This window comes from Arthrobacter sp. Soil782 (assembly GCF_001428435.1).
Lineage (GTDB): Bacteria > Actinomycetota > Actinomycetes > Actinomycetales > Micrococcaceae > Arthrobacter_D > Arthrobacter_D parietis.
Window position 1 is genome coordinate 882282 of record NZ_LMSO01000001.1, and the last position, 25424, is coordinate 907705.

General features: G+C 65.0%; 25 protein-coding genes and 1 riboswitch. Of the genes, 13 read left to right on the forward strand and 12 right to left on the reverse strand.

Annotated elements, in window-relative coordinates:
* Positions 1-8 precede the first annotated feature (8 nt).
* The 5 genes from lipA to ASH00_RS04215 all read left to right on the forward strand — a co-directional run bounded on the left by lipA (position 9) and on the right by ASH00_RS04215 (position 4734).
* Positions 9-1016, forward strand: a complete 1008-nt coding sequence (gene lipA, locus ASH00_RS04195) for a lipoyl synthase (protein ID WP_056545312.1) — start codon at positions 9-11, stop codon at positions 1014-1016.
* Positions 1017-1051: 35 nt separating this feature from the next.
* Entirely contained in the window at positions 1052-1879 is an 828-nt protein-coding gene (locus ASH00_RS04200) for a methylenetetrahydrofolate reductase (protein ID WP_056545313.1), read from the forward strand.
* The gene (gene purU, locus ASH00_RS04205; RefSeq protein WP_056545315.1) at positions 1866-2774 is read left to right on the forward strand and encodes a formyltetrahydrofolate deformylase; all 909 of its coding nucleotides are present in this window, start codon (positions 1866-1868) and stop codon (positions 2772-2774) included. The genes ASH00_RS04200 and purU overlap by 14 nt, the downstream gene beginning before the upstream one ends.
* Before the next feature lie 91 nt (positions 2775-2865).
* Positions 2866-3939, forward strand: coding sequence for an alkene reductase (locus tag ASH00_RS04210; protein WP_056545317.1), 1074 nt, complete (start codon positions 2866-2868; stop codon positions 3937-3939).
* A gap of 132 nt (positions 3940-4071) precedes the next feature.
* The gene (locus ASH00_RS04215; RefSeq protein WP_056545318.1) at positions 4072-4734 is read left to right on the forward strand and encodes a DUF1294 domain-containing protein; all 663 of its coding nucleotides are present in this window, start codon (positions 4072-4074) and stop codon (positions 4732-4734) included.
* A gap of 8 nt (positions 4735-4742) precedes the next feature.
* Here the strand turns inward: ASH00_RS04215 and ASH00_RS04220 are convergent, their stop codons facing one another.
* The 5 genes from ASH00_RS04220 to ASH00_RS04240 all read right to left on the reverse strand — a co-directional run bounded on the left by ASH00_RS04220 (position 4743) and on the right by ASH00_RS04240 (position 10144).
* Complete coding sequence (locus tag ASH00_RS04220) at positions 4743-4958, reverse strand: hypothetical protein (protein WP_056545321.1); 216 nt, start codon at positions 4956-4958, stop codon at positions 4743-4745.
* 72 nt (positions 4959-5030) lie between these two features.
* Positions 5031-5843: a bifunctional allantoicase/(S)-ureidoglycine aminohydrolase gene (locus tag ASH00_RS04225; RefSeq protein WP_056545322.1), complete on the reverse strand. Its 813-nt coding sequence runs from the start codon at positions 5841-5843 to the stop codon at positions 5031-5033.
* Positions 5840-7120, reverse strand: a complete 1281-nt coding sequence (locus tag ASH00_RS04230; RefSeq protein WP_056545324.1) for a DUF6986 family protein — start codon at positions 7118-7120, stop codon at positions 5840-5842. Before ASH00_RS04230 ends, ASH00_RS04225 begins: the two co-directional genes overlap by 4 nt.
* Positions 7121-8719 carry a malate synthase A gene (gene aceB / locus ASH00_RS04235; RefSeq protein WP_056545327.1) on the reverse strand — a complete coding sequence of 533 codons (1599 nt, stop codon included), beginning with the start codon at positions 8717-8719 and terminating at the stop codon, positions 7121-7123. It lies immediately after the preceding gene.
* A 9-nt stretch (positions 8720-8728) separates the two neighbouring features.
* Positions 8729-10144 (reverse strand): NAD-dependent malic enzyme, encoded by a 1416-nt coding sequence (locus tag ASH00_RS04240; RefSeq protein ID WP_056545328.1) that lies wholly within the window; start codon positions 10142-10144, stop codon positions 8729-8731.
* Between the two features lie 269 nt (positions 10145-10413).
* Between ASH00_RS04240 and ASH00_RS04245 the strand changes: the two genes are divergently transcribed.
* The 6 genes from ASH00_RS04245 to ASH00_RS04270 all read left to right on the forward strand — a co-directional run bounded on the left by ASH00_RS04245 (position 10414) and on the right by ASH00_RS04270 (position 15772).
* Positions 10414-11175, forward strand: coding sequence for an IclR family transcriptional regulator (locus ASH00_RS04245; protein WP_056545331.1), 762 nt, complete (start codon positions 10414-10416; stop codon positions 11173-11175).
* A gap of 28 nt (positions 11176-11203) precedes the next feature.
* Complete coding sequence (locus tag ASH00_RS04250; RefSeq protein ID WP_056545332.1) at positions 11204-11791, forward strand: GNAT family N-acetyltransferase; 588 nt, start codon at positions 11204-11206, stop codon at positions 11789-11791.
* Positions 11792-11836: 45 nt separating this feature from the next.
* Positions 11837-12505, forward strand: coding sequence for a TetR/AcrR family transcriptional regulator (locus ASH00_RS04255; RefSeq protein ID WP_056545335.1), 669 nt, complete (start codon positions 11837-11839; stop codon positions 12503-12505).
* A 62-nt stretch (positions 12506-12567) separates the two neighbouring features.
* A complete protein-coding gene (locus ASH00_RS04260; RefSeq protein WP_056545337.1) occupies positions 12568-13488 on the forward strand; it encodes an ABC transporter ATP-binding protein in 921 nt (306 codons plus the stop codon).
* A gap of 5 nt (positions 13489-13493) precedes the next feature.
* Positions 13494-15149, forward strand: a complete 1656-nt coding sequence (locus tag ASH00_RS04265) for an ABC transporter permease (RefSeq protein WP_056545339.1) — start codon at positions 13494-13496, stop codon at positions 15147-15149.
* Positions 15150-15190: 41 nt separating this feature from the next.
* Positions 15191-15772 (forward strand): DinB family protein, encoded by a 582-nt coding sequence (locus ASH00_RS04270; RefSeq protein ID WP_056545340.1) that lies wholly within the window; start codon positions 15191-15193, stop codon positions 15770-15772.
* A gap of 4 nt (positions 15773-15776) precedes the next feature.
* On the opposite strand, the gene ASH00_RS04275 is transcribed toward ASH00_RS04270, so the two are convergent.
* Positions 15777-16142, reverse strand: a complete 366-nt coding sequence (locus ASH00_RS04275) for a VOC family protein (RefSeq protein WP_056545342.1) — start codon at positions 16140-16142, stop codon at positions 15777-15779.
* 138 nt (positions 16143-16280) lie between these two features.
* On the opposite strand from ASH00_RS04275, the gene murJ reads away from it, so the two are divergent.
* Complete coding sequence (gene murJ / locus ASH00_RS04280) at positions 16281-17813, forward strand: murein biosynthesis integral membrane protein MurJ (protein ID WP_056545345.1); 1533 nt, start codon at positions 16281-16283, stop codon at positions 17811-17813.
* A 5-nt stretch (positions 17814-17818) separates the two neighbouring features.
* Here murJ and ASH00_RS04285 read toward each other — a convergent pair whose 3' ends face one another.
* From ASH00_RS04285 to uraD, 5 genes are all read right to left on the reverse strand, one after another.
* Positions 17819-18988 (reverse strand): hypothetical protein, encoded by a 1170-nt coding sequence (locus tag ASH00_RS04285; protein ID WP_056545347.1) that lies wholly within the window; start codon positions 18986-18988, stop codon positions 17819-17821.
* A 202-nt stretch (positions 18989-19190) separates the two neighbouring features.
* Entirely contained in the window at positions 19191-20744 is a 1554-nt protein-coding gene (locus ASH00_RS04290) for a nucleobase:cation symporter-2 family protein (RefSeq protein WP_235563150.1), read from the reverse strand.
* A 128-nt stretch (positions 20745-20872) separates the two neighbouring features.
* Positions 20873-21817, reverse strand: coding sequence for a factor-independent urate hydroxylase (pucL, locus tag ASH00_RS04295; RefSeq protein ID WP_056545350.1), 945 nt, complete (start codon positions 21815-21817; stop codon positions 20873-20875).
* Positions 21818-21819: 2 nt separating this feature from the next.
* Entirely contained in the window at positions 21820-22161 is a 342-nt protein-coding gene (uraH, locus tag ASH00_RS04300) for a hydroxyisourate hydrolase (RefSeq protein ID WP_056545353.1), read from the reverse strand.
* The gene (uraD, locus tag ASH00_RS04305; RefSeq protein ID WP_056545355.1) at positions 22158-22652 is read right to left on the reverse strand and encodes a 2-oxo-4-hydroxy-4-carboxy-5-ureidoimidazoline decarboxylase; all 495 of its coding nucleotides are present in this window, start codon (positions 22650-22652) and stop codon (positions 22158-22160) included. The genes uraH and uraD overlap by 4 nt, the downstream gene beginning before the upstream one ends.
* 242 nt (positions 22653-22894) lie before the next feature.
* Here uraD and ASH00_RS04310 point away from each other — a divergent pair, with 242 nt between their 5' ends.
* The gene (locus tag ASH00_RS04310; RefSeq protein ID WP_056545357.1) at positions 22895-23911 is read left to right on the forward strand and encodes a PHP domain-containing protein; all 1017 of its coding nucleotides are present in this window, start codon (positions 22895-22897) and stop codon (positions 23909-23911) included.
* A gap of 28 nt (positions 23912-23939) precedes the next feature.
* On the opposite strand, the gene ASH00_RS04315 is transcribed toward ASH00_RS04310, so the two are convergent.
* A complete protein-coding gene (locus ASH00_RS04315) occupies positions 23940-25262 on the reverse strand; it encodes a bifunctional o-acetylhomoserine/o-acetylserine sulfhydrylase (protein ID WP_056545359.1) in 1323 nt (440 codons plus the stop codon).
* Positions 25263-25307: 45 nt separating this feature from the next.
* A riboswitch (SAM riboswitch) is annotated at positions 25308-25423 on the reverse strand.
* Position 25424: the final 1 nt, after the last annotated feature.

Here is a 25424-nt window from a genome sequence, read left to right on the forward strand (position 1 = left end):
GAGAACCCATGACTCTGGCGCCAGAAGGCCGCAAGCTGCTCCGCGTAGAACAGCGCAACTCGGCAGTACCGGTGGAACGCAAGCCGGACTGGATCAAGGCAAAAGTCCAGATGGGTCCGGAGTACGTCCAGCTCAAGAACCTCGTGAAGAAGGAAGGCCTCCACACCGTGTGCGAGGAAGCCGGCTGCCCCAACATCTTCGAGTGCTGGGAGGACAAGGAAGCGACGTTCCTCATCGGCGGTTCCGAGTGCACCCGGCGCTGTGACTTCTGCCAGATCGACACAGGGAAGCCCTCCCCGATAGACCGGTTCGAGCCCACCAAGGTGGCTCGCTCGGTCAAGGCCATGCAGCTGCGCTACGCCACTGTGACCGGCGTGGCCCGTGATGACCTCGAGGATGAGGGCGTATGGCTCTACGCGGAGACCGTCCGCAAGATCCACGAGCTAAACCCGGGCACCGGCGTCGAGCTCCTGATTCCGGACTTCTCCGGCAAGCCGGAAAACATCCAGGCGATCTGCGATTCCAAGCCCGAGGTCTTTGCCCACAACGTCGAGACCGTGCCGCGCATCTTCAAGCGGATCCGGCCGGCGTTCCGTTATGAGCGCTCTCTCGACGTGCTCACGCAGGGTCGGGATCTCGGCATGGTCACCAAATCCAACCTCATTCTGGGCATGGGCGAAACCCGGGAAGAAATCTCCGGGGCACTCCGTGACCTTCACGACGCCGGCTGCGACTTGATCACCATCACCCAGTACCTGCGTCCCAGCGAACGCCACCTGCCCGTGGACCGCTGGGTGAAGCCCCAGGAGTTCGTCGACATCCAGAACGAAGCGGACGAGATCGGCTTCCTCGGCGTCATGAGCGGGCCGTTGGTGCGATCCTCGTACCGCGCCGGCCGGCTCTGGGCCACGGCAATGCGCAAGAAGGGGTGGGAGATCCCCGCCGAACTTGCGCACATTGAAAGCTCCGGCAGTACCCGCCAGGAAGCCAGCACCCTGCTGGCGGCACACGGCTGAGTTCCACGCCGGATCCTGATGCACTGAGAGGACCAATGATGTTCCCGACCAGAATTGAAATCATCCCTTCCGAGGGAATCGTTGAGCGGGTTGCCGCCGCGGTGGCCCCGAGTACCCCGATCACCGTGACCTGCCTGCCTCATCACGGCGTTGAACGGACGGTCCGCACTGCAGCGCAGCTGGCTGGTCTCGGGTACACGGCGATCCCGCACCTGGCCGCGCGAAGCGTTCAGAGCAGGGCGGAGCTCACCGAGATCCTGCGGAACTGTAGCGACGCCGGTATCGGCGAGGTGTTTGTCATCGGCGGGGACCGGAGACATCCGGCCGGCCCGTATGACTCGGCGCTGCCACTGCTGGAGGACATCGGGCAGTATTCAAGCGGCCTGATCCGGGCGGGAATCGCGGGTTATCCCGAGGGCCATCCGTTTCTCGATCCGGGCGCGGGCGTGGATGCCCTGCTGGCCAAGCAGCACCTTGCCTCCCACGTGGTCACGCAAATGTGCTTCTCAGCTCCGCGGATCCTCGACTATGTTGCCCTGCTACGCCGGGTCGGCGTGCAATTGCCCGTCTGGGCGGGCGTGGCAGGAGCGGTCCCACGAACCCGCCTCGTGTCGCTGGCGGCACAGATCGGCGTCGGGAGCTCCCTGAAGTTCCTCACGCGGAAAGGCCCGCTGGCCCGCAAACTGCTGGTCGGTGACCATTACACGCCGGAGAGCCTGGTAGCCGAGCTGAAAAGCCAGCCCGGGAAGCTTGCCGGCATCCATCTCTACAGCTTCAACAGCCTTGACCCCAACCCGCACGGTACTGACCATGGGTCAACCGCGACAAAACTTCTCAGAGGAGCACCCCATGGCAACAACTGAAGCCTTGATCCCCGGGGCCGAGCATGTCCTCACCGTCGATTGCGTCGAGTCCCCCGGCATCGTCCACGCCATTTCAGGATTCCTGTTCGAGCACGGCTGCGACATCCTCGACATCAAGCAGTACGGGGACAAAGCGCAGCGGCACTTCTTCATGCGCGTCCACTTCTCTTTAGGGTCCTCCGAATCCCAAACTGACGCCCTCGCCACGGATCCCTTCACCACGGAGGACCTGCGCCGCGACTTCGCGCCGGTGGCCGAACAGTGGCAGCTGAACTGGCAGCTTGAGCCGCAGGGCCGCAAGCGCCGAGTGCTGGTCATGGTGTCAAAGATGGGCCACTGCCTCAATGACCTGCTCTACCGCACCCGCACGGGCGAGCTCCCGGTAGAGATTGTCGCCGTCGTCTCCAACCACCGTGATCAGGAGAGCCTTGTCCAGTGGCACGGAATTCCGTTCTTCCATGTGCCCGTCACCAAGGACACCAAGCCGGAGGCTGAGGCCGAACTCCTGGACATCGTCGACCAGTTCGACGTCGAGCTCGTTGTCCTTGCCCGCTACATGCAGGTCCTCAGCGATGAGCTCTCCAACCGGATGGCGGGCAGGGTCATCAACATTCACCACTCCTTCCTGCCCAGCTTCAAGGGCGCCAAGCCGTACCACCAGGCATACGAGCGGGGCGTGAAGACCGTCGGGGCCACCGCCCACTACGTCAATGCGGAACTGGACGAGGGCCCGATCATTTCCCAGCAGGTCATCGAAGTGGACCACACCTACGGGCCGGAGGACCTGGTTGCCGTGGGCCGCGACGCCGAATGCGCCGCGCTGCGCAACGCCGTTCGCTGGCACTGTGAGGGAAGGATTCTGCTGCTCGGCAACCGCACGGTCGTGTTGCGCTGATCCCTGACAGCATGTGATCCACGTCCCATCCGGAATAGTTGCCCGGGCAACTGCGCTTTCACAGTGAAAGCTTCCGCGAAAGGACTCCCCCATGCTGTTCTCCCCGATCACCGTAGGCGAACTGAAACTACCCAACCGCCTGGTAATGGCTCCGCTGACCCGCTGCCGTTCCGGCCAGGACGGCGTTCCGGGACCTATCGTCGTCGAGCATTATCGCCAGCGCGCATCACTCGGCCTGATTGTCAGCGAGGGAACCTACCCAAGCCACGCCGGCCAAGGCTTTCCGGGCCAGCCCGGGCTCGTGACGGACGAGCAGATCGAAGGCTGGTCCAGGGTCACTGACGCTGTCCATGCCGAAGGCGGCCGCATCTTCGCACAGGTCATGCACGCCGGGCGGGTCACACACGAGGACACCAACGGCGGCCGCACGGTCGTTGGCCCGAGCGCCATCGCAATCGACGGCGTGACCCGCACCTACAAGGGCAAGCAGCCCTACCCGGTCCCCCACGCGCTCAGCGAAGACGAGCTTCCCGGAGTTATCGAGGAGTTCGTTCAGGGCTCGCTGAACGCGATCAAGGCAGGGTTCGACGGCGTTGAACTCCACGGTGCCAACGGTTACCTGTTGCACGAATTCCTCTCGCCTGCGGCTAACCAGCGCGAAGACCAGTACGGCGGCTCGCCGGAGAACCGCGCCCGGTTCGTCGTCAAGGTAGTGGAAGCCGTTGCTAAGGCAGTCGGAGCCGAGAAGGTCGGCATCCGCATTTCACCTGAGCACAACGTCCAGGGCGCAACCGAGCTGGACCGAGAAGACCTCCGTCGGACCTACTCCGCCCTGACTCAGGCCATCTCGCCGCTGGGGCTGGCCTATCTCAGCGTCCTGCATAACGAGCCCTCCGGCGAGCTCGTCCGGGAACTGCGTGAGCAGTTCAACGGTCCATTCCTCCTGAACACCGGCTTCAGTGTCATGACCACCCGGGACGAGGCCATCTCGCTGGTCGAGAATGACCTGGCTGACGCCGTCGTCGTCGGCCGTGCGGCCATCGCCAATCCGGATCTGGTGTACCGCTGGAAGGAGGGCCTGCCGGAGAACGAGCCGAACATGGCCACCTTCTACACCAGTGGCGCCGAAGGGTACACGGACTACCCCGTCTACCAGCCGGCCTGATCCCCTTGGGGCTGCTGGCATGGAGGCCCCACTGCGCGATCACGACCTCGTCCTCTGGGAAACCTGAAGGTAAGCGGGTGTCTGTACTGGTGGCACGCATTCGGTTCTCATATCGATCAGTAACATGTAGAAATGGGGATCGGAACCGAGCGGGTATCTGGAACGCTGACTTCGTGGAACGACGATCGCGGTTTCGGGTTCATTTCCCGAACGGACACTTCCCAGAAGACGTTCGTGCACATCTCAGCGTTCCCGCCTCGAGCGCACCGACCTCAGCTTGGCGAGGCCATCACATTTGAGGTTGGGCTCTCTCCTGACGGAAAACAGCGCGCAACGCGCGTGCAGCCGGTTGTTCATGCACCCGCGCTACCGTCGTCGATGAGGCGAACGCCCGGAGCGGGGATACGGCGCAGATCGGGCACCCTGACTTATCTGCCAATCCTCGGCTTCGTCATCGCGTACTTGCTTGTGAACGCCATATGGCCCATCCCCCTGTGGGTGCCAGCACTGTATCTGTTGGCAAGCTGCCTCTGCTTTCTCCTGTACGCGGCCGATAAGGCCGCCGCCGTCTCCGGGGGGTGGCGGACTTCGGAGAAGGCGCTGATACTGGCGGGCACCGTCGGTGGGTGGCCGGGCGGCATCGTCGCTCAGCAGGTGCTTCGCCACAAGACGCGCAAGGCGCGTTTTCGCTTTGCTTTCTGGAACAGCGTTGTCGTGAATCTGCTCGCCTTCGCCCTGTTCACTACGCCCCTATTCACGGTGTTTGCTCGATGGGGCAGCGCAGTATTCCGGTAGATCGTGCGTTAGCGCTTCCCGTACTTGCGGTGCACTGCCTGCTTGCTGACGCCGAGACACAGCGCGATCGCTTCCCAGGACAGGCCGGCCTGCCGCCCCGCACGAACAAGGGATGCTTCCGTCCGTGAGACTTCCTTCTGCAACTCCGCAACAGCTTGCAGCGCGTCCGCGGGACCTTTCCCATCCATTGACGCCACCAGTGTTTTCATTCGCTCCACCTCCATAGCGTCAACATTAGTTGACGCAGAGAGGGCCCGTCAACAACTGTTGACAGGCCCTCCAGAAGCCGCTGCCGCTCAGGTCAGCTTGATCTGCCGGTTCACGTCCTTGTACAGCAGGTAGCGGAAGTTGGACGGCCCGCCGGCGTAGCAGGCTTGCGGGCAGAACGCGCGCAGGGACATGTAGTCGCCCTCCTGGACCTCCACCCAGTCCTGGTTCAGCCGGTATACGGCCTTGCCTTCCAGCACGTAAAGGCCGTGCTCCATGACGTGGGTCTCGGCAAACGGGATGACGGCTCCAGGCTCGAAAGTCACCACATTGATGTGCATGTCGTACGCCATGTCATCAGTCGGCAGCATGCGGGTGGTGCGCCACTTGTTGTCGGTGCCGGGCATGGCGCCGGGCTCGATGTCCTTCTCATTGCCGACGCGGGCCTTCGGCGTGTGCCCGGCCAACGGCTGGTATGCCTTGCGGATCCACTGGAACTTCGCGGGCTCCGCCGCGGAATTGGACACCTCCCACTCGGCTCCCGGCGGGATGAACGCAAATCCACCAGGCGTGAGATCGTGCAGTTCACCCTCAAGCTTGACGGTGAGCGCACCCTCGAGGAGGAAAACGAACGACTCGACGCCCGCCTCGGGTTCCGGGTTGGTGGAGCCGCCGCCCTGGGACACCTCCACGAGGTACTGGGCAAACGTCGTCGCGCCGCCGGCCACCGGCCGGTTCAGGATCCAGGTGCGCGTTCCGGTCCACTCAGGGAGTTCGCTGACCACGATGTCGCGCAGGACCCCGCGCGGAATAACGGTGTAGGCCTCGGTGACGACGGCACGTCCGGTCAAGAGGTCCGTCTGCGGCGGCAGGACGGATTCAGGGGCGTAGTAGTTGCTCAACGTTCAGTCCTTAGGGTTCTCTCGGTTGTTTCAGGGAGTTTGCGGGGGTGTGCGAGCGCTTCGAGGTCGCCAATCGAGATGCCGGCCAGCTTGCTTACTTCGGCGTCGGTTACGGCGCCGCAGAGCACGCCGCGGTGGACGAAGCGGGCGAGGGCGCGAGCCGTTGCGGGTTCGTCGAGGATTGCGCTGTCGAGCCGGTGCACGTAATTGCGCAGGCGTTCCGCGGCGGCGGGCAACCCGTCACGGTAGAACGCGTAGGTGGCAATGAACCGGCTGGGCAGCTGTGCGGGATGGAGATCCCAGCCCTGGTAGTACCCGCGCTCCAGCGAGCGCCGCACCAGCCGGGCATGCAGCGCCCACGCCGCCGAAACCTCTGTCTGGGTACCGATCGGCAGGATGTTGGTCGACCCGTCAGACAACCGGACCCCCGTACCGGCGACGGCAACCTGCATGACCTGCTTGGCGTAATCCGCCGCGGGGTGCTCCATCGACTGGTACGCGGCGGCAATCTGCAGCGAGTCGCTGTAGTCATAGGTGCCGTAGTGCAGCGCGGACACCCGGCCCTCCGCCCGGTGCAGCAGCTGTGCCACAGGCACAGTACCGTCAGCGGCCAGGATCAGCTGCGGTGTTTCCATCTGCACCTCGAACCGCAACCGCCCGGACGGCAGTCCGTGGACGGCTTCGAGCCGCTGGCACGCGAACACCATCGCCTCGACCTGCGCCACCGTGGACACCTTGGGCAGCGTGAGCACCAGTCCCTCCGGCAACGGTCCCTCAGCGAGTAACCCGCCCACGAACAGATCCAGCGTCCGCAGCGCACGACGGCGGGTGGGCTCCTCGAAGCACTTGAACCGGATGCCGATAAACGGCGGAGCGATCCCGTCCCGCACAGCCCGGGCCACCGCAATAGCAGCGCGGGCAGCGTCGGCGTCCTCTTCGTCGTCGGGCCGGTTGCCATACCCGTCCTCGAAGTCGAGGCGCAGGTCCTCGATCGGCTCAGCGGCGAGCTTCGCGCTCACCAGCGTGCCGACGTCGTCGTTCACTCCCAACGCGCTGCACAGCGCACCCATGCCACCGGCGCGTTCGACGGCGGCAGCCGCCTCCCGCCCCCAGTCACCGGGGAGCGACGGCTGGTAGCGGTCCGCCGGTACGTACACCGTGTGGACCGGTTGGCGCGATCCGTTGTCCCCGGGATAGCTGAAGCGCAGCAGCTGGTCAGTGTCCGCGAGTTTCGAGTCGATTGCGGCGTAATCGTCGAAACCGAGAGCGAACTCCACTCAGCTCACCAGCTCATAGGCGGGAAGGGTGAGGAAATCGGTGTAGTCCTCGGAGACGCAGATGTCCGCGATGAGGCGGCTGGCCGGCTCGTAAAACTTCGTGAACGCTTCGTCGCCGACTTCGCCGTGCAACCTTTCGGTTTCCTCGGCGAGGATCGCGTTCACCAGCTCCGGTGTGACGGTATTGCCGGTGTCAGCGAGGACCACCTTGTTGCGGATCTGCTGCCAAACCTGGGAGCGCGAGATCTCCGCCGTCGCGGCGTCTTCCATGAGGTTGTGGATGGCGACCGCGCCGTTGCCGGAGAGCCACACGGCAACGTAGGCGACGGCGACATAAAGGTTGGCGCGCAGACCCACCTCGGTCACGTCCCCATCCGCGGACTCGACGTCGAGCAGCTGCGCGGCAGTGACCTCCACCTCGGGACGCTGCCGGTCAATCTGGTTCGGCCTGTCTCCAAGGACGGCATCGAACACCTCGAGGCAGACCGGCACCAGGTCGGGGTGGGCGACCCAGGAGCCGTCGAAGCCGTCGTTCGCCTCGCGGGTCTTGTCGGCGCGGACCTTCTCGATGGCCTGCGCCGTAATGTCCGGCTCACGGCGGTTGGGGATGAACGCCGCCATGCCGCCCATGGCAAACGCGCCGCGGCGGTGGCAGGTCTTGACCAGCAGCTCGGTGTACGCCCGCATGAACGGTGCCGTCATGGCCACGGACGCGCGGTCGGGAAGGATGAAGGATTCGCCGCCGTCGCGGAAGTACTTGATGATGCTGAAGAGGTAGTCCCAGCGGCCGGCGTTGAGGCCGGAGGCGTGGTCGCGCAGTTCGTAGAGGATTTCGTCCATCTCGAACGCGGCAGGGATGGTCTCGATGAGAACCGTCGCGCGGATGGAACCCTGCGGAACGCCCACGTAGTCCTGTGCGAACACGAAGACGTCATTCCATAGCCTCGCCTCGAGGTGGCTCTCCAGCTTGGGCAGGTAGTAGTACGGGCCGCTGCCGTTTTCGAGCAGGTGCTTCGCGTTGTGGAAGAAGTGCAGCCCGAAGTCCACCAGCGCACCAATGGCGGGTTCGCCGTCAATCGTGATGTTCTTCTCTGGAAGGTGCCAGCCGCGTGGCCGGGCGACGACGACGGCGAGCGGCGCGTCGGTCCGGAGCGCATACTCCTTGCCCTCGGGCGAGGTGAAGCTGAGGTTGCCGCGGGCGGCGCCGTAGAGGTTGAGCTGCGAGTCGATCACGTTGTGCCAGGTGGGCGTGCTCGCGTCCTCGAGGTCGGCAAGCCAGACCTTGGCCCCTGAATTCAGGGCGTTGATCGCCATCTTCGCGGGCGATGCCGGGCCCGTCATTTCCACGCGGCGGTCCTGCAGCTGCGGGGGCGCCGCGGCGACGGTCCAGTCTCCGTTGCGGATCTCGGCTGTCTCAGGGAGGAAATCGAGCCGTCCGGTCTGTGCCACGTTCTCGCGGCGTGCTGTGCGGGCGGCCAGCCGTTCGTCGCGCGTGCCACGAAACTTCTGGTGCAGCTTTTCAATGAACTGGAGCGCCTCCGGGGTGAGGATGGCCTCCGCGCCGGGTGCCGGCGTCGTATCTGTGACTTCAATCGACATGTCCTGCTCCTACTCTGCTGATTCTGCGGCTGAACCCTGATGAGCGGCGTGCGCCGTTGCGGCAACCGCTGCTGCCACATCGCCTGCCACGTGCGGATCGAACACGCTCGGGATGATGAAACTGGCATTAAGCTCATCATCGTCCACCCGGGCGGCGATTGCATCCGCTGCGGCAACCAGCATCTGCGGCGTGATGTCGGATGCCCCTGCGTCGAGCAGCCCCCGGAAGAAGCCCGGGAAGGCGAGGACATTGTTGATCTGGTTGGGGAAATCGCTGCGCCCGGTGGCAACCACGGCGGCGTGCCGGGCAGCGATGATGGGGTCGATTTCCGGGTCAGGGTTGGCCATGGCAAAGACGATCGCTTTGTCAGCCATGGACTTCACCTGTTCCTCACCGAGGACGTTCGGAGCACTGACGCCGATGAAGACGTCCGCGCCGTTCAGTGCGTCATGCAGCGTCCCGGAAAAAGCATTCTGGTTGGTGTTCTCGGCAATCCAGCGGCGGTGCTCGTCGGTGTGGTTCTGCCCGCTGTGGATGGCGCCCTTGCGGTCACACGCCACGATGTTCTTCGCACCCTGGGCCTGCAGCAGCTGGATGATGGCCGAACCGGCGGCGCCGACGCCGGAAACGACAATCCGCACGTTCTCGATCTTCTTGTCCACAACGCGGAGGGCGTTGGCCAGCGCGGCCAGCGTCACAATGGCGGTGCCGTGCTGGTCATCGTGGAAAACGGGAATATCCAGCTCCTCGCGCAGCCTGTTCTCAATCTCGAAGCACCGGGGAGCAGCGATGTCCTCGAGGTTCACTCCGCCATACACGGGCGCGAGTGCCTTGACGATGCTGATGATTTCTTCGGTGTCCTGGGTATCTAGGCAGACCGGCCAGGCATCCACGTTGGCGAACTGCTTGAAGAGTGCGGCCTTGCCCTCCATGACGGGCAGTGCGGCGGCGGGGCCGATATTGCCGAGCCCGAGCACCGCTGAGCCGTCCGTCACCACAGCGACGGTGTTGCGCTTGACGGTGAGGCGGCGGGCGTCGTCGGGATTTTCTGCAATTGCCATGCAGACGCGTGCGACGCCGGGAGTGTAAGCACGGGAGAGGTCGTCCCGGTTACGCAGGGGAACCTTGGGGACGACCTCGAGCTTCCCGCCGAGGTGCATCAGGAAGGTGCGGTCGCTCAGCTTCTTCACGTTCACGCCATCGAGGGCGTTGAGAGCGTCACGGACGCGCTCGCCGTGAGCAGCGTCTGTGGTGTTGCAGCTGACGTCCACCACGATGCTGTCATGGTGTGACTCAGTGACATCGAGCGCTGTAATGGATGCACCGGCGGAGCCAACGGCGGCGGCCAGCTCAGCAGTAGCGGTAAAGCTCGACGGCGCCTGGACGCGCAGGGTGATTGAGTAGCCGGGGCTAGGACTCGCCATTGATGATCCTCCAGATAAGTTATTTCGTATTGTGGATACTATTATCTACTAAGTGGAATTGCAAGCGCGGCGCCTTGGAGGCCGGAGCATAGAAACGGCCCGGAGGTGCAGGACTGCCGGTTCGAACCGGCGGGGCTGCACCTGCGGGCAGTTTCTGCGACGCGGGTCACAGCCCGCACGGCCCCAACGCCAGTTTCCACTCTGCGGAAGTACGGTATCTTTGGAGAAGTTATTCCGCTGTGCGGATAGTTTCTAGCTAGGAGTGTCAAATGGCCGAAAAGGCTGCGGGCGGCGGCGTCCAGTCTGTGGAGCGCGTCTTCGAGCTGCTCGAGTTGATTACCGACGCCGGCGGCGAGGTGACACTGAGTGAACTTTCCTCCTCGACCGACCTCCCGCTGCCGACCATCCACCGACTACTGCGCACCCTGGTCATGAAGGGGTACGCCCGCCAGCTGCCCAACCGCCGCTACGCGCTCGGTCCCCGCCTCATCCGGCTCGGCGAGGGGGCCAACAAGCAGCTCGGCGCACTGGCCCGCCCGCAATTGAAGATGCTCGTGGACCGTCTGGGTGAAACCTCCAACATGGCGGTTCTGGATTCCGACATGGTCGTCTACATCGCCCAGGTGCCCTCTTCGCACTCCATGCGCATGTTCACCGAAGTCGGGCGCCGGGCACACACCCATGACACCGGCGTCGGGAAGGCCATCCTGGCCCAGCTCGACAACGAGACGGTGCGCAACATCGTCACCCGTGCAGGAATGCCGACGCCGACCGAGAAGAGCATCCGGACGGTGGACCAGCTGCTCGAGGAACTGGACCAGATCCGGCAGCGCGGATACTCCATCGACGAGCAGGAACAGGAGTTGGGGGTGCGCTGTTTCGCGATGGCCGTCCCCAACGCGCCCACTCCCACCGCCATCTCCGTGTCGGGCCCGATCTCGCGGGTGGATGAGGGGTTCGCCGACAAGGCCGTGCCGCTGCTGCGTTCCGCTGCTCAGGCCATCTCCGACGATCTCAACCTGGCGAGCTAGCGTCTCCCCGGCGGCGTATCATGCCGCCATGACCCTTGAGGTTTTCCCCGCAGCAGCGGACCGGTTCGACGACGTCGCGAGCCTTCTGGCGCCCAAAACTCCTGGGGCGGGAGCCTGCTGGTGCCTGTCGCCGCGCCTGGCCTCTTCCGAGCTCGGTGCATTGGGCACCGAAGGCAGGGAGGCCCGGATGCGTGAACTGTGCGGCGAGGACCCGCCGCCCGGACTGCTCGCCTACCTGGACTCCACACCTGTCGGATGGTGCGCCGTGGGTCCGCGGGGAGGGATGGGAAGGCTTACCCGGTCACGCACCATCCAGCAGCTGGATGAACTGCCCGTGTGGAGTGTCATCTGTTTCGTGGTGAAGGCCGGCCACCGTCGTCGTGGTGTGGCTACCCGGCTGCTGGAGGAAGCCGTGGCATTTGCAGGGTCCCATGGCGCGCCGGCGATCGAGGGCTATCCGATCGACGCCGAGGGCACCCGCATCAACACCACGCTGGCTTTCGTAGGCACAACAGCCCTGTTCGAGAAAGTGGGCTTCGAACGGGTTGCCGAAACGAAGGCCACGAGCGCGGGCCGCACCCGGTGGATCATGCGACGGGACCTGTCCGCCTCCTGAGCACGGCTATTGTCCCTGATTGAACGCAGATTTAGAATATTGAACATGCGTTCAGCTACTCCGGGCCCGGCTGCCGCCGACCGTTCAGACCTCACTGCCCGCGCCCGGGTTCGCGATGCTGCCGTCGGCTTGTTCGGCCGATCCGGATTCAATGTCTCGGTGCGCGCCATAGCTGACGCCGCCGGTGTCAGCCCGGGACTGATCCTGCACCACTTCGGATCCAAGCAGGGCCTGCGCGAAGCCTGCGACGACTATGTTCTGCGCCGGATCAGGGATTACAAGGAGCAGGCCGTACGTCCGGCATCTGCCGATCAGCTCCTCCTCACCATGGCGTCAGTGGAGGAGTCGGCACCGCTGGTCGGTTACGCCCTGCAAAGCCTGCTGGCAGGTGGAGACCTCGCGCGCTCCTTCATCGACCACTTCGCGGCGGATGCGGAAGAGTGGATCGCAGAAGGCGTCCGTGCCGGAACCATTCTGCCCTCGCTCGACGAGAAGGCCCGCGCGCGGTATCTCACCGTTCAGGGGTTCGGCGCGCTGCTGCTGGACCTGACACTGAATCCGCCGGAAGATCCTTCCGACTTCGCCGGTGCTATGCGCGGCTACCTCGACCGCATGGGACTGCCCAGCACTGAGCTCTTCACGCAGGGACTGCTGACGGACCGTTCCATGCTGGACGCCTATCTGATGTACGTCGGCGACCCGCCGAAGGCCTGAACCCCTGCGCCTCCACAACAACAATCACCCAGATCGTCAGCAGGCCCCAGAAGGTGTCTCCAATGTCAGCAATCATCGACGTACGGCAGCTGGACAAGAGTTTCGGCTCCGTGCGTGCCCTCGACCAACTCAACCTCACCCTCGGCGCCGGAGAAGTCCACGGATTCCTCGGGCCCAACGGCTCCGGCAAGTCGACCACCATCCGGATCCTGCTGGGACTTCTCAGGCCAGACGCCGGCACGACGACGATCTTCGGCCGGGACCCGTGGGACGCCGTGGACCTGCACCATCGGCTTGCCTACGTTCCAGGTGATGTCAGCCTGTGGCCCAAGATCACCGGCGGGGAAGCGATCGACCTGTTCGCCGGCCTGCGCGGAGGTGTCGACCCTGCGCGTCGCAACCAACTGCTTGAGCGCTTCAACCTCGACCCCACGAAGAAAACGCGTTCCTACTCCAAGGGAAACCGGCAGAAGGTGGCACTCATCGCAGCGCTGGCCAGCGATGTCGAACTCCTGATTATGGACGAACCAACGTCAGGCCTTGATCCCCTCATGGAGCGTGAATTCCAGGCCTGCATTCGGGAGGTCAGGGCCGCGGGCCGCACGGTTCTTCTCTCGAGCCACATCCTCGCCGAGGTGGAAGCGCTGTGTGACCGCGTCACGATCATCCGGCAGGGCCGAACAGTGCAGAGCGGCACACTGGCCGAGCTTCGGCACCTCCGGCGCACCGCCGTCGTCGTTGTATCTGACGGTGACGCCACCACAGTGGCCCCAATTCCGGGCATCCACGATGTCCGCAGGGAGGATGAGAAAGTTCATTTCACGGCCGACGACGGCGCCCTCCCGGCTGCCCTGGCGCACCTCCTCCCGCTGGGCGTCCGCAGCCTGATCAGCACGCCGCCCTCGCTGGAGGAGCTTTTCCTGCACCAGTACGGGGACGGTTATACCGCCGCCACCGCCGACACCGCAGACGGCGGGCGGTGAGCCCCGTGAACGCCACGCTGGCAACACACCGGCAGGACCACCGTTCCGCAGGAAGCAGCGCCGGAAGCCTCACCGGCACCGCCCGCCTGTTTTGGTTCGCCCTCCGCCGGGACCGGGTACGGATTCCCCTGTGGGCACTGGGAATCGGAGGCATGATCGCCTACTTCGGCGCGGTCATTCCCCTTGCCTATCCTGATCAGGCGGCACTGCAGACCCGGGCCAACATCATGCGTGACCCGTCGGGCGCCCTGCTGACCGGCCCCGGATACGGCATCGACAACTACACCTTCGGTGCCATGGTGACCAACGAACTGCTGGGAATGCTTGCAGTTGCCGCGGCTCTGATGTCGATTTTCCTCGTGATCCGGCATACCCGCGCCGAAGAGGAGAGCGGTCGCGCGGAGTTGGTCCGTGCGGGCGTGGTGGGCAGGCGCGCACCGCTGACCGCTGCTCTTCTGACCCTCCTGGTGGCGAACGTTGCCGTCGGGATAACTCTCTGCGCCGGCCTGCTCGCCAGTGATCTGGCGCTTGCTGACACCCTTGCAGTCTCAGCCGGAACGGCACTGGTCGGGCTCGTCTTCGGCGGTGCCGCAGCCGTCACCGCACAGCTCAGCGAGCATGCCCGGACCGCTTCCGGGATGGCGGGGGCAGCCCTGGCGCTGGCCTTCATTGTGCGGGGAGTCGGTGACGCCCAGTCGCTCGGAGGCAGTGCGCTCTCCTGGTTCTCGCCTATTGCCTGGGCCCAGCAAACGCGGGCTTTCACCGACCTCCGGTGGTGGCCGCTTCTGCTTTGCGCCGGGCTCCTCGCCGTGCTGCTCACGTTCGCGGTGCTGCTGACGGAGCACCGGGACTTCGGTGCCGGCCTGGTCCCGGCCCGGAGCGGCCGGGGCAACGCGAGGAAATCCCTGATCGATCCGGTGGGACTGATTCTGCGGATGGAACGCGGAAGCATCCTCTGGTGGCTGACCGGGCTCGCTGTTTTCGCGCTGCTGACAGGGTCCATGGCGCAGGGCATCGTGGAAAGCTTCGAGGCGCAGCCCCAGCTTGCGGCGGTATTCGGTCAAGGTGCCGGCGGAGACGTCCTGCGGGCAACGCTGGCCTCCTTCACCGCCTACTTCGCCATGGCGGTGGCCGTGTACGCAGTGGTCTCGATCAACCGCCTCAGAGCCGAGGAAGCCGACGGCCGTACGGGCGCGGTCCTCGCCACCTCCGTCAGCCGGCCCCGGTGGCTGCTCAGTGCATTGGCAGTGACAGTCCTCGGATCAACGGTGATGCTCCTCGGTACCGGGCTGGGACTCGGCGGGGGTGCAGCAATCTCCCTTGGCGATCCCGCCCTGGTGGCGGACTTCGCGTTCGCCGGCCTGGTTTACCTTCCGCTGGTCATCGGTTTTGCCGGCCTGGCCGTGGTCTCCTACGGCATACTGCGGGCGGGCCGGTGGTGGGTGTGGCTCATTCTCATAAGCTCGATCATTGTGGGACTGTACGGCCCCCTGCTGAACTTGCCGGATGCGGTGAGCGACGCCGAACCTTTCGGACTCATGCCGCGGGTGCCGGCTGAGGAACTGGAGCTCCTGCCCATTGCAGGCGCAGCATTGGTCGCGCTGATCCTGGTCGCTGCCGGAACTCTGGCTTTCCGGCGTCGGGACCTCGAGGCCGGCTGAGTCCGCGCTCCCTGTCAGAACCAGCCAGTAGAGTGCCGTCCATGGATGACAAGGAAGTTCTGCACCGATACCTGCGCCTGCGCCGCGCTGACCTGCTCGCGAAAGTGGATGGCCTGGGCGACTATGACGCCCGCCGCCCGCTCACGCAGACCGGCACCAACCTGCTGGGCCTGATCAAGCATGTCGCAAGCGTCCAGTTGGATTACTTCGGCGAGGTCTTCGGCCGGCCCAGTGGAAGGGACCTGCCGTGGATGAGTGACGACGCCGCTCCCGAGGCTGACATGTGGCTTCCTGAAGAAGAAACCAGGGAGCAGATCATGGAGCTGCACCACTTCTCCGCGGCACACGCCGACGCCACCATCGAGGCGCTGCCGCTGGACGCCGTGGGTGAGGTGCCGTGGTGGTCCGCCGAACGCCGGCGCGTCACCCTCCAGCAGATCCTCGTCCATATGTGCGTTGAAACCGCACAGCACCTCGGCCACGCGGACATCCTCCGCGAACAGCTCGACGGCGCCACCGGGCGCGGCCCCGATGACCCGAACATGCCTCACCGCACCCCCGAGGAGTGGGCGGAACACTGGGAGCGGATCGAGACGGCGGCGCGCAGACCGGTTCAGGACTGAGGTCTCAGTCCACGAAGAGGCAGAAAGGGTGGCCTGCCGGATCAAGGTAGACGCGGACGCCCTCCTGGGGCTGGAACGCGGCCAGCTCGGCGCCCAGCTCCACCGCGTGGGCCCCGGTTGCCTCCAGCTCATCGACGTGGATGTCCAGGTGCATCATCATCTGCGGGTCCCCCTCCCCCGCCGGCCACACCGGACGCACATACCGCGGCTCCGTCTGAAAGGAGAGTCCGGCACCGCCGTCGGGGGCTTTGAGCATGACCCAGTCATCCTCTTCGGTGGTCACCGCCCAGCCGAGCAACCGCCGGTAGAAGTCGGCGAGCGCCCGCGGGTCGGGTGAATCCAGCACTGTTGCGGAAAGCTGCAGCTTCATGGGACCTCCAGTGGTCAAGGTGCGTGGCCGCCACTCAGTCTGCCGCCTGGCCGGCCGCCTGAAAAGACGCATGTATCCTGTCAACGCTGGGGTCGAGCCCAGTCACAGGGGAACCAGGGAAGGATAGCGTGGGATTTCGTGGCCAGACCCGGAGGTAAGTCGATCTCCAGGGCTGCCGTCCTTGTCACCGGCCTGACGGCGGTGTCCACGCTTCTGGGGTTCCTCCGCGACGTCGTGATCGCGGCGGTCTTCGGTGCCGGTGCCCAACTCGATGCCTACCTTGTTGCCCAGGGACTGATGAACATCGTGCTGGGTCTTGTGGCCTATGCGATGGCGCGGTCGGCTACACCGGTGGTCTCCCGGGAAGCCGCCGCCGAAGATGACCGCTGCCGGGGACACACCGGTTTCGACGTCGCTTTCACCCTGACCATGGTGGTGCTCGGCGTCGGCGGTATTGTCATGGCGATTTTCGCCGGCCCGGTGGCCTCGCTGCTTGCCCCCGGCTTCGATGCCGACACCACGGCCACCGCCGCCACGCTCACCCGAATCGTTCTCATTGCCACCGTGCTGGTGGCGGGTACTGATCTCCTGGCCGCACTGGCGCAGTCGCATGGCCGCTTTGCGTGGGCGTCCCTCCAGGGCGTTCCGTTCAACCTGATCATGATCGCTGCTGCAGGCCTGTTCGGTCCCCGTTACGGGATCGCGGCACTGGCCGTCGGCTTCGTCGTCGGCTCCGGCGCACGGCTCCTGCTGCAGCTTCCTCCGCTGCGGAGCCTCGGCACCCGCATCCGCCCCCGCTTGCAGCTGAAGGACCCCGGCTTCCGTGAGATCGCCGTGCTGGTCCCGGCGATGCTGGTGGGAAGCGCCGTCGCAAATGTGAACACGCTGGTGGACCGGGCAGTCGGTTCCACGCTGGAAGAGGGGGCTATCACCGCCCTGTCCTACGGGTGGCGGCTCGTGAATCTTCCCGAACAGCTGCTGATTGCATCGCTTCTGGTGCCCCTCTACCCGGCGATCAGCGCCTCCGTGGGCAATCTTCCGGAGCTCAGACGGCTGGTGAACCGGGGGCTCTCCGTCACCGTGACCATCCTTGTGCCGCTCTGCGTGGTGCTGGCAGTCGCCGCTGAGCCCCTCGTGGAGCTGGCCTTCGGCCGGGGCGCCTTTTCTCCCGAAGACATCGAAGACACCGCGACCGCCGTACTCTGGTACGTCCCCGCCCTGCTGGCGTTGGGCTGCCGCCAGGTGGTCGTGAGCACTGCGTATGCCCTCGGCGATGCCAAGGCGCCGGTCGTGGTTTCCGTCATCGCCATGGTGGTGAACGTAGTGGGTGACATCCTGCTGGCGCCGGTCATGGGTCTTGCCGGAATTGCCCTGGCCACAAGCCTTTCGCTGATGCTTGCCGCCGTCGCCAATGCATGGCTCCTGAAACAGCGGCACGACGGCGTGGACCTCGGGGACACCCTTGTCCTCCTCCTCCGCGCCGCCCTGCTGGCCGCTGCGGCCGGCGCAATTGGGGTTTTCCTGCTGAGTGTGGTCCCCGGTCCGGCGCTGGTCTCAGCTCTGGTGGTCGCCGTCGCCGTGTGCGGCACCTACGCTCTGGGACTCATCCTGTTGCGGGCGCCCGAAGGACGCGTGCCCTTCGACATGATCCGGGCAGCACGACGCCGCTGAACCCGCTACCGCTGACGGCTCAACCGTGACGTGAGCAGGTGCACGGTCGGTCCGGGATCCCGAAGGTCCCAGACACTGTGCTGGGCCCGGCTGGCCCACCGCAGAGTGTCGAGTACATCTGCAACGAGCCCGCCGCGCCGCTCTATCCGCGCCCGGCGCAGGTCACCGGCCATCCAGGCGTACCGGAATCCCGGCGGCGCATCGGCCAGGCGTGGGACCGCCTCGCCCAGCGCCAGCCGACCCCAGGCGTCCGCCAGACCGGGGCGCGCGGCATTGGTGAGTGCAATGGACCCGAAGAAGCGGCCGTTGAAATCGATCAGGTGGGACACGCCGTCGTCGTCGGTCAGGAACTGCAGCTCAACCAGCCCCCACCAGCCGATCTCGGTGAGCAGCGCTTCAACCCTGCGTGCCAACTCCTGATCGACGGCGACGGTCCGTGCCCTGGCGGAAGCACCGTTGGGCGTCGGCCAGAGGCGCGGAGTCTCCTGCTGGACCCTGCCCTCCAGCCTGCCGTCGCGGAAGAACCCGATCAGGGCACCGAGGTGCCCCCGGATCGGTTGCTGAAGCAGCGGCTCCGCACCGAGCCGCTCCATATGGCTGATGCGTTCTCCGGCAGCGGCAACGGTGTCGAACAACCGGGCTTCGACACGATGCGGACGGGTCTGTCCGGGCGACCAGTGGGCGCGGGACTTCACCACGACCGGCCCCTCCCATTCAGAGATCGCTTCCGGTGTGGCCGGAACGGTGCGTGGAGCGGCCAATCCCACCCGGTTGGCGTTCCCGGCGAGGAGCACCTTGTCCAGCGCCTGTCTGACCGCTTCGGCAGAAGGGTGCGCGACCGCCGTCGGAACCCTGTCGCGGTAGGTCGCAAGTGCGGCCATCCAGTCATCCCCGCCGCCGAAGACGACGTCGTAGCCGCCGGCCGTCACCGCGGCGCGGACACCCTGGACAAAAGCTTCGCCGTCACCCCGGGGGCGGGGAACGACATGACGGACCGAAACGGCCCGCGATGTGGAAAGCATTCCCTGTCCATCGGGTGTGCCGACGCCGACGATCCAACCATCCGCGTGCAGTGAGCGGGCAGCCGCAAGGGCGCCGCGATCCCGCGACGTACTGACTATCAGCGCGCGACGCGGCCCTGCGTGACCATTAGTTGTTCCGGGCTGCGCGTCCACAGTGCCTTCCGATGGCGGGAATGTGTCCTTCCAGCCTAGGAACCGTGGCCGTGAAATCGTTGATGAACCAAACGACGGCGAGTCGGAAAGCCGCCTTCACCCCCACCAGCTGTTACGCAGACCGTAGAAACAGCACAGGACCACCGGCGACGGCGGGGTCTGCCGTAAGCTCAGTGGTCCTGTCTGCTGATCCAGGTTTGAATCAGTGCTGTTGTCCGGGAGTCTCGTCACAGATCCTGCGGATGTCCTCCACACAGCTGATCTCACCCTTGTCCAGCTTTTCCTTCACCACGGTGTACTGCGCCGCGGTGACTACGGGGATTTCGGTACCGTCCGCAGCCACGAGCTTTCCGCCCTGGAAGCTGTCGCCGTCCTGCAGCGCTGCGAGTTCGTCCGCACGGACCATGCGGGGCGGGCTGGCCACGAAGACGGAAGCGCGGTCCGGGTTGCCTGCCTTCAGGTGGTTGAAGAGGAGGTTCATCAGCACGGCCATGATCGCCGCAGAGCTGATTCCCGAGTGGAAGATAATGCCGAACCAGGTGGGGAATGCGTCGTAGAAGGTGGGTGCAACTACTGGGATGGTACCGAAGGCCAGAGCTACAGCAACGATGACCAGGTTCATGTTGCCCTCGTACTCCACCTTCGCCAGGGTGCGGATACCGCTGGCAGCGACCGTACCGAACAGCACGATTCCGGCACCGCCGAGCACCGGCGTCGGAACAGCAGCAACCAGCCGTCCGAGGATGGGCAGGAGCCCCAGGATCACCATGATGAGTCCGCCTGCAGCGACGACGTATCGGCTGCGGATGCCGGTGATTGCCACCAGTCCCACGTTCTGCGCGAAAGCGGTCTGCGGGAAGGAGTTGAAGATGGGCGCGATGGCGCTTGAAAGCATATCGGCGCGCAGTCCGTCGGCGATGCGCCGGGAATCGACCTTCGTTCTGGCGATTTCGCCGACCGCGAGGATATCCGCCGTCGTCTCTGTCATGCAGACGAGGATCACGATGGTCATCGAGATGATGGCCGCCAGATCAAACACGGGCCAACCGAAGGCGAATGGCTGCGGGAAGGCGAAGATAGCGCCGCTGACCACATTCGAGAAGTCGGCGAGGCCCAGAAGGGCGGCAATGACCGTCCCACCCACGATGGCGAGCAGAATGGAAAGGCGCGAGATCGCCGCGTTTCCGAGCTTGCTGAGGAGAAGCACCAGGGCCAGGGTCCCGGCGGCGAGGGCAATATTGGTCAGGCTGCCGTAGTTGTCCGCGTTTCGGTTGCCGCCCATTGCCCAGTTGGCAGCGACCGGCATGAGGGTCAGGCCGATGGTGGTGATGATGACACCGGTGACCACCGGCGGGAAGAACCGGATGATCTTCGCGAAGAACGGGGCGAGGACCAGTCCGATAACGGCGGCCACCAGGACTGCGCCGAACACGGTCTGGAGTCCGCCGCCTCCGCTGAGGATTGCCGTCATGGTCGCCACGCCGGCGAAGGAGACCCCCTGCACCAGCGGCAGCTGGGAGCCGAAGAACTTGATGCCGTAACTCTGCAGGATGGTGGCGGCACCACCTACGAAGAGGCAGGAGGCAATCAGGACGGCGATCTCATCCTGGGAGACTCCGGCGGCGGTACCGACGATGAGGGGAACGGCGATGATTCCGCCGTACATGGTCAGTACGTGCTGGAACCCGTACGCGAACGTTCGTCCGAGGGGCAGCCGTTCATCCTCGGGGCGTTGGGGCTTAGCCTGATGTTTCATAGAGCTGACTGCTTTCATGAGTATGACTTCCTTGTCTCACATGAGTGGTTGGTTGAACGGCCGGGCACGTGCAGGTGCACGGCCGTCCGCGGTCGGGACGGCGCGAGTCCGCGCCGTCCCGGCCGTGCTCAGCAGAAGCCGGGGATATTGGCCCAGATGGCTGCTTCGCTGGAGGGTTCCCCGGCGCGTTCGCGCTGTACGGTCGCCTCGATGAGTCCGTACGGCCGGTCAGCCGCAAAGAAGACCTCGCCCGGGTTGTCGAGACCGAACGGCTCGAGGTCCACGAGGAAGTGGTGATTGTTGGGCAGGGAGAGCTTGATCTCCTCGATTTCGGGATGGGCTTCCAGCGCCTTACGGCCCATTTCAAACATGGTCTGCTGCAGGGCCAGCGAGTGGGTCTGGGCGAAGGCATCGAGGAAAATTCCGCGCACGCTGGCGTAGACAGCGGTGAAGTCGATGTCCGTGGTGTCGGGCGCATACCGCCAGCGGGCGGTCACGTCGGTGGCCAGGATGCGGTCCGTGGTTTCCTGCAGGGTGGTGTATCGGTCGCGGGGGAACCCGTGGAACTCCGAGCCGGTCGACTTCAGGACCGTGAGGTCCTCGATGCCGGCAACGATGTGGCGGACACCATTCTCGATGAGCAGGACCGCCGTGCGGGTTTCGGACTTGTTGCGTGCGAATGCGTGATCGTGATCGTTGATCCGCTCCCAGAAGTACTGCTCCGCCTGCCAGCGACCACCGGTCACCCAGTCAAAGCTCTCGGTGAAGTGCTTCCCCAGGCGCAGGAGGAACTGCTCAGGCGAGCCGATGCCGTCACGGGCAAACGCATACACGGTGTTCTTCTGGGTGTCGGTCGCGACGACCTTGGAGTTGTCACCCTCGGTGTGGGCGGATTCGAAGTCACCGTGCAGCTGCGAGGTGACGTTGAGGTCCTCGATCTGGTGGCGCGCCGTGTCGCGGGAGATCTTCACGAGCCGGCATTCGGCTTTGCCGTACTGATTGCGGCCGAGAACGATGCGTCCGGTGCTTTCGGCACCCGCAGTGGTGTTGTTTTCGATGGTTGGTGTCGTCATTGTCAGCTTCCTCGGTAGGTGGAATAGGCGAAGGGACTAATCAAAAGCGGCACGTGGTAGTGCTGTGCCGGGTCGGTAAGTTCGAATATGAGTGAGACGGACGGGAAGAAGGTTTCGGTGTCCGTACCGGCGAAGTAACGGCCGGTTTCAAAGTCGATCCGGTAGGTTCCCGCTTCGAGGGCTTCCGGGCCGAGGTTGGTGATGCGGCCGTCGTCGTCAGTGGTTCCTTCAGCGACTTCCTGCCAGCCGTCCGGCGTCCGCCGGTCCAGCCTGGTAGCGACGCCGACGGCGGGACGTCCCGTTCCGGTGTCGAGGACGTGGGTGGTGACGTGGCTGCGGCTCATGCTGCAAGGACCCCCTTGAGTCGAAGGACGGCGATTTCACGCAGTTGCTGGGCAATGATGTCCAGTTCCTGCTCAGGCGTATTGTGCAGGCGCTCGTTGAGCGCGCCGAGAATGTCTTCGGCACTGCGTCCGGCGGCCCGGATCAGGAAGACGCGCCCGAACTTCTCCTCATAGGCGCGGTTGCCTTCGAGGAGTGCGGCCTGGGTTTCGCCGGCGGTGCTTACGCCGGCCTGTTCTCCGCGGGACATGGTGGCTTCCGTGGTGTTCCCGCGGGCTCGCTCGCCGATGCGCGGGTGATGGGTCAGGGCGCCGTCGATTTCCGCTTCAGTCCAGGGGTGCGCTGCGTTCTCCGCGAAGGCAATGACCTCAGCCTCGGAGGAGAACGGCCGGGCATCAACGATGGCGTTGACCCAGCGCGGAATATCCACGCAGGGGGTCAACTGTTCAGCGGCCTCCGCCGGCGTACAGGTATTGAGGGTGTCAAGACGCATGGGTGTCAGCTTTCTATTGAGCGCTATCGCCGGCGCTGAACACCCTTACCCTCGAATGAATTCGATTTGACTCGATGTTTCCGGCGATAGATTGAGATTCGCAAAGTTTTTGTATTGCGGAATCTTTATTCCGCTTTCATTGTAGTCCGCGTCACAGGCCTGTTGTCAAGCGTTACCTGGGTCACATCATCGAACTGTCGGTGGGCCGCCCGCTACAACACCGGATGGGGCAGGATTGCCCTATGGACGCCACCGATGCTCTGAACGAAATCGCCTTCTGGCTTGAACGGGAACTGGCGCCGAGTTTCAAGGTGCAGGCGTTCCGCCGTGCGGCTGAGACCATCGCCGACCTCACGCCTGAAGAGCTTGCAGCACGTGCCCGTGACGGCAGGCTCAAACGTATGAAGGGCATCGGCGCCCGCTCCTTCGAAGTGATCACGCAGGCGCTGGCCGGGGAGGTCCCGGCGTACCTCGCCGATCTTCGCGACCGTTCCAGCCAGTCCCTGACCGACGGCGGCACTCACCTCCGCTCGCTCCTCCGCGGCGATCTCCACAGCCACAGCAACTGGTCCGACGGCGGCAGCCCCATCCCGCTCATGGTCGACGCGGCACGGTCACTCAAGCATGAATACCTCGCCCTCACCGACCACTCGCCCAACCTGAAGATCGCAAACGGCCTGAGCGCTGAACGCCTGACCGAACAACTGCAGATAGTGGAGCAGATCAACGACGACGCCGGTGACGGTTTCCGCCTGCTCAAGGGCATCGAGGTGGACATCCTTGAGGACGGAACGCTGGACCAGTCAACGGAAATGCTCGACCGGCTGGACATCGTGGTCGCCAGCGTCCACTCCAAGCTGCGCTCCGACCGGCGGACGATGACCTCCCGGATGCTGGGCGGGATCCGAGATCCGCACACCAACGTCCTGGGGCACTGCACCGGGCGCCTTGTCCAGGGCTCCCGCGGCCAGCGCCCGCAATCCGAGTTCGACGCCGAAAAGGTGTTCGCCGCCTGCGCGGAGAACAACGTGGCCGTGGAAATCAACTCCCGGCCGGAACGGCAGGACCCGCCCGATGACCTTATTCAGCTTGCCCTCGACGCCGGCTGCCTGTTCAGCATCGACAGCGACGCCCACGCCCCCGGCCAGCTGGACTTTCTCCAGTACGGAGCCCAGCGGGCAGAGTCCAACGGCGTGCCGGCTGAGCGAATCATCACCACCTGGCCGCTGGAAAAGCTGCTGGACTGGGCAGGCTCCTGACCCGCGCCGCCTCTATTGCCGGACGGACTTACGCGCCGGCTGCCTTGGCGGCCCGGAAGCCGGTTTCGAGGTCTGCCAGGATGTCCTCGATGTGCTCGATCCCGACAGAGAGCCGCACCAGCCCCGGCCGTACACCGGCAATTGCCTGCTGCTCGGGCGAGAGCTGGCTATGGGTGGTCGACGCCGGATGGATCACCAATGAACGGACGTCCCCGAGGTTGGCCACGTGTGAATGCAGTTCAAGGGCATCCACGAAACGCTTGCCGGCCTCTGCACCGCCGGCGAGATCGAACGCGACGATGGCGCCGATCCCATTCGGCCCGTACTTGCGTCCGCGCTCAAACCAGGGACTCGACGGCAGCCCCGCGTAGGCGACCGATTCGACGTCGTCACGCGCCTCGAGCCACTGTGCCACCTCCGCAGCGTTGGCGACGTGCCGCTCCATGCGCAGGCTCAGGGTTTCCAGCCCCTGCGCGATCAGGAAGGCATTGAAGGGCGACACCGCCGATCCCAGGTCACGCAGCAGCTGCACCCGCGCCTTGAGGATGTAGGACAGGTTGGCACCCAACGCACCGTCGGCGCCGAGATCACGGGCGTACACCAGCCCGTTGTACGTCGGATCCGGCGTGTTGAAGCCCGGGTACCGGCCGGGGTCCGCGCCAAAGTCGAACTTCCCCGAGTCCACGATGACGCCGGCGATGGCTGAGCCGTGTCCACCGAGGTATTTCGTGGCTGAATGGACAACGATGTCCGCACCCCACTCCAGCGGACGGATGAGGTACGGAGTGGCCAGGGTGTTGTCCACGATCAGCGGCACACCTGCATCATGCGCAGCCGCCGAAACCCCTTCGATGTCCAGTACGTCCTGCCGGGGGTTGGAGACCACCTCTGCGAAGAACAGCTTGGTGTTCGGCTGGACGGCGGCGCGCCACTGGTCCAGGTTGTCCGGGTCCGCTACGAACGTCACCGAAATACCGAACTTCTTCAGCGTATGAGCCAGGAGATTGTATGTGCCGCCGTACAGGCTGGGGCTGGCGACGACGTGGTCGCCTGCCTCCGCGATGTTCAGGATGGCGAAGGTTTCGGCAGCCTGCCCCGAGCTGAGCAGCAGCGCACCTAGTCCGCCTTCCAGACTGGCGATCCGCTGCTCGACGGCTTCCTGGGTGGGGTTACCGATCCGGGTGTAGATCGGAGCGAGCTCGGCCAGTGCAAAACGGTTGGCCGCGCTCTCCGCACTGGGAAAAACGAACGAGGTGGTCTGGTAGATCGGCAGGGCGCGGGCGCCGGTTGCGCTGTCCGGTTCCTGTCCGGCGTGGATCTGACGGGTTTCGAATGACCATTGGTTGGACATGCAAGGCTCCTCAGGCATGTGGCCCAGCAGGGTGGAAGCACCGCGGGGCCGCGCTTGCCGTCCGGCTTGTGCCGGGCGGCCTGGTCCTCACCCGGAGCACCCCGCCGCGGAAGGAGGGTTGCTGTCCAGCAAGCCGGGGCTTCGCGCTGGCACTCATGACCT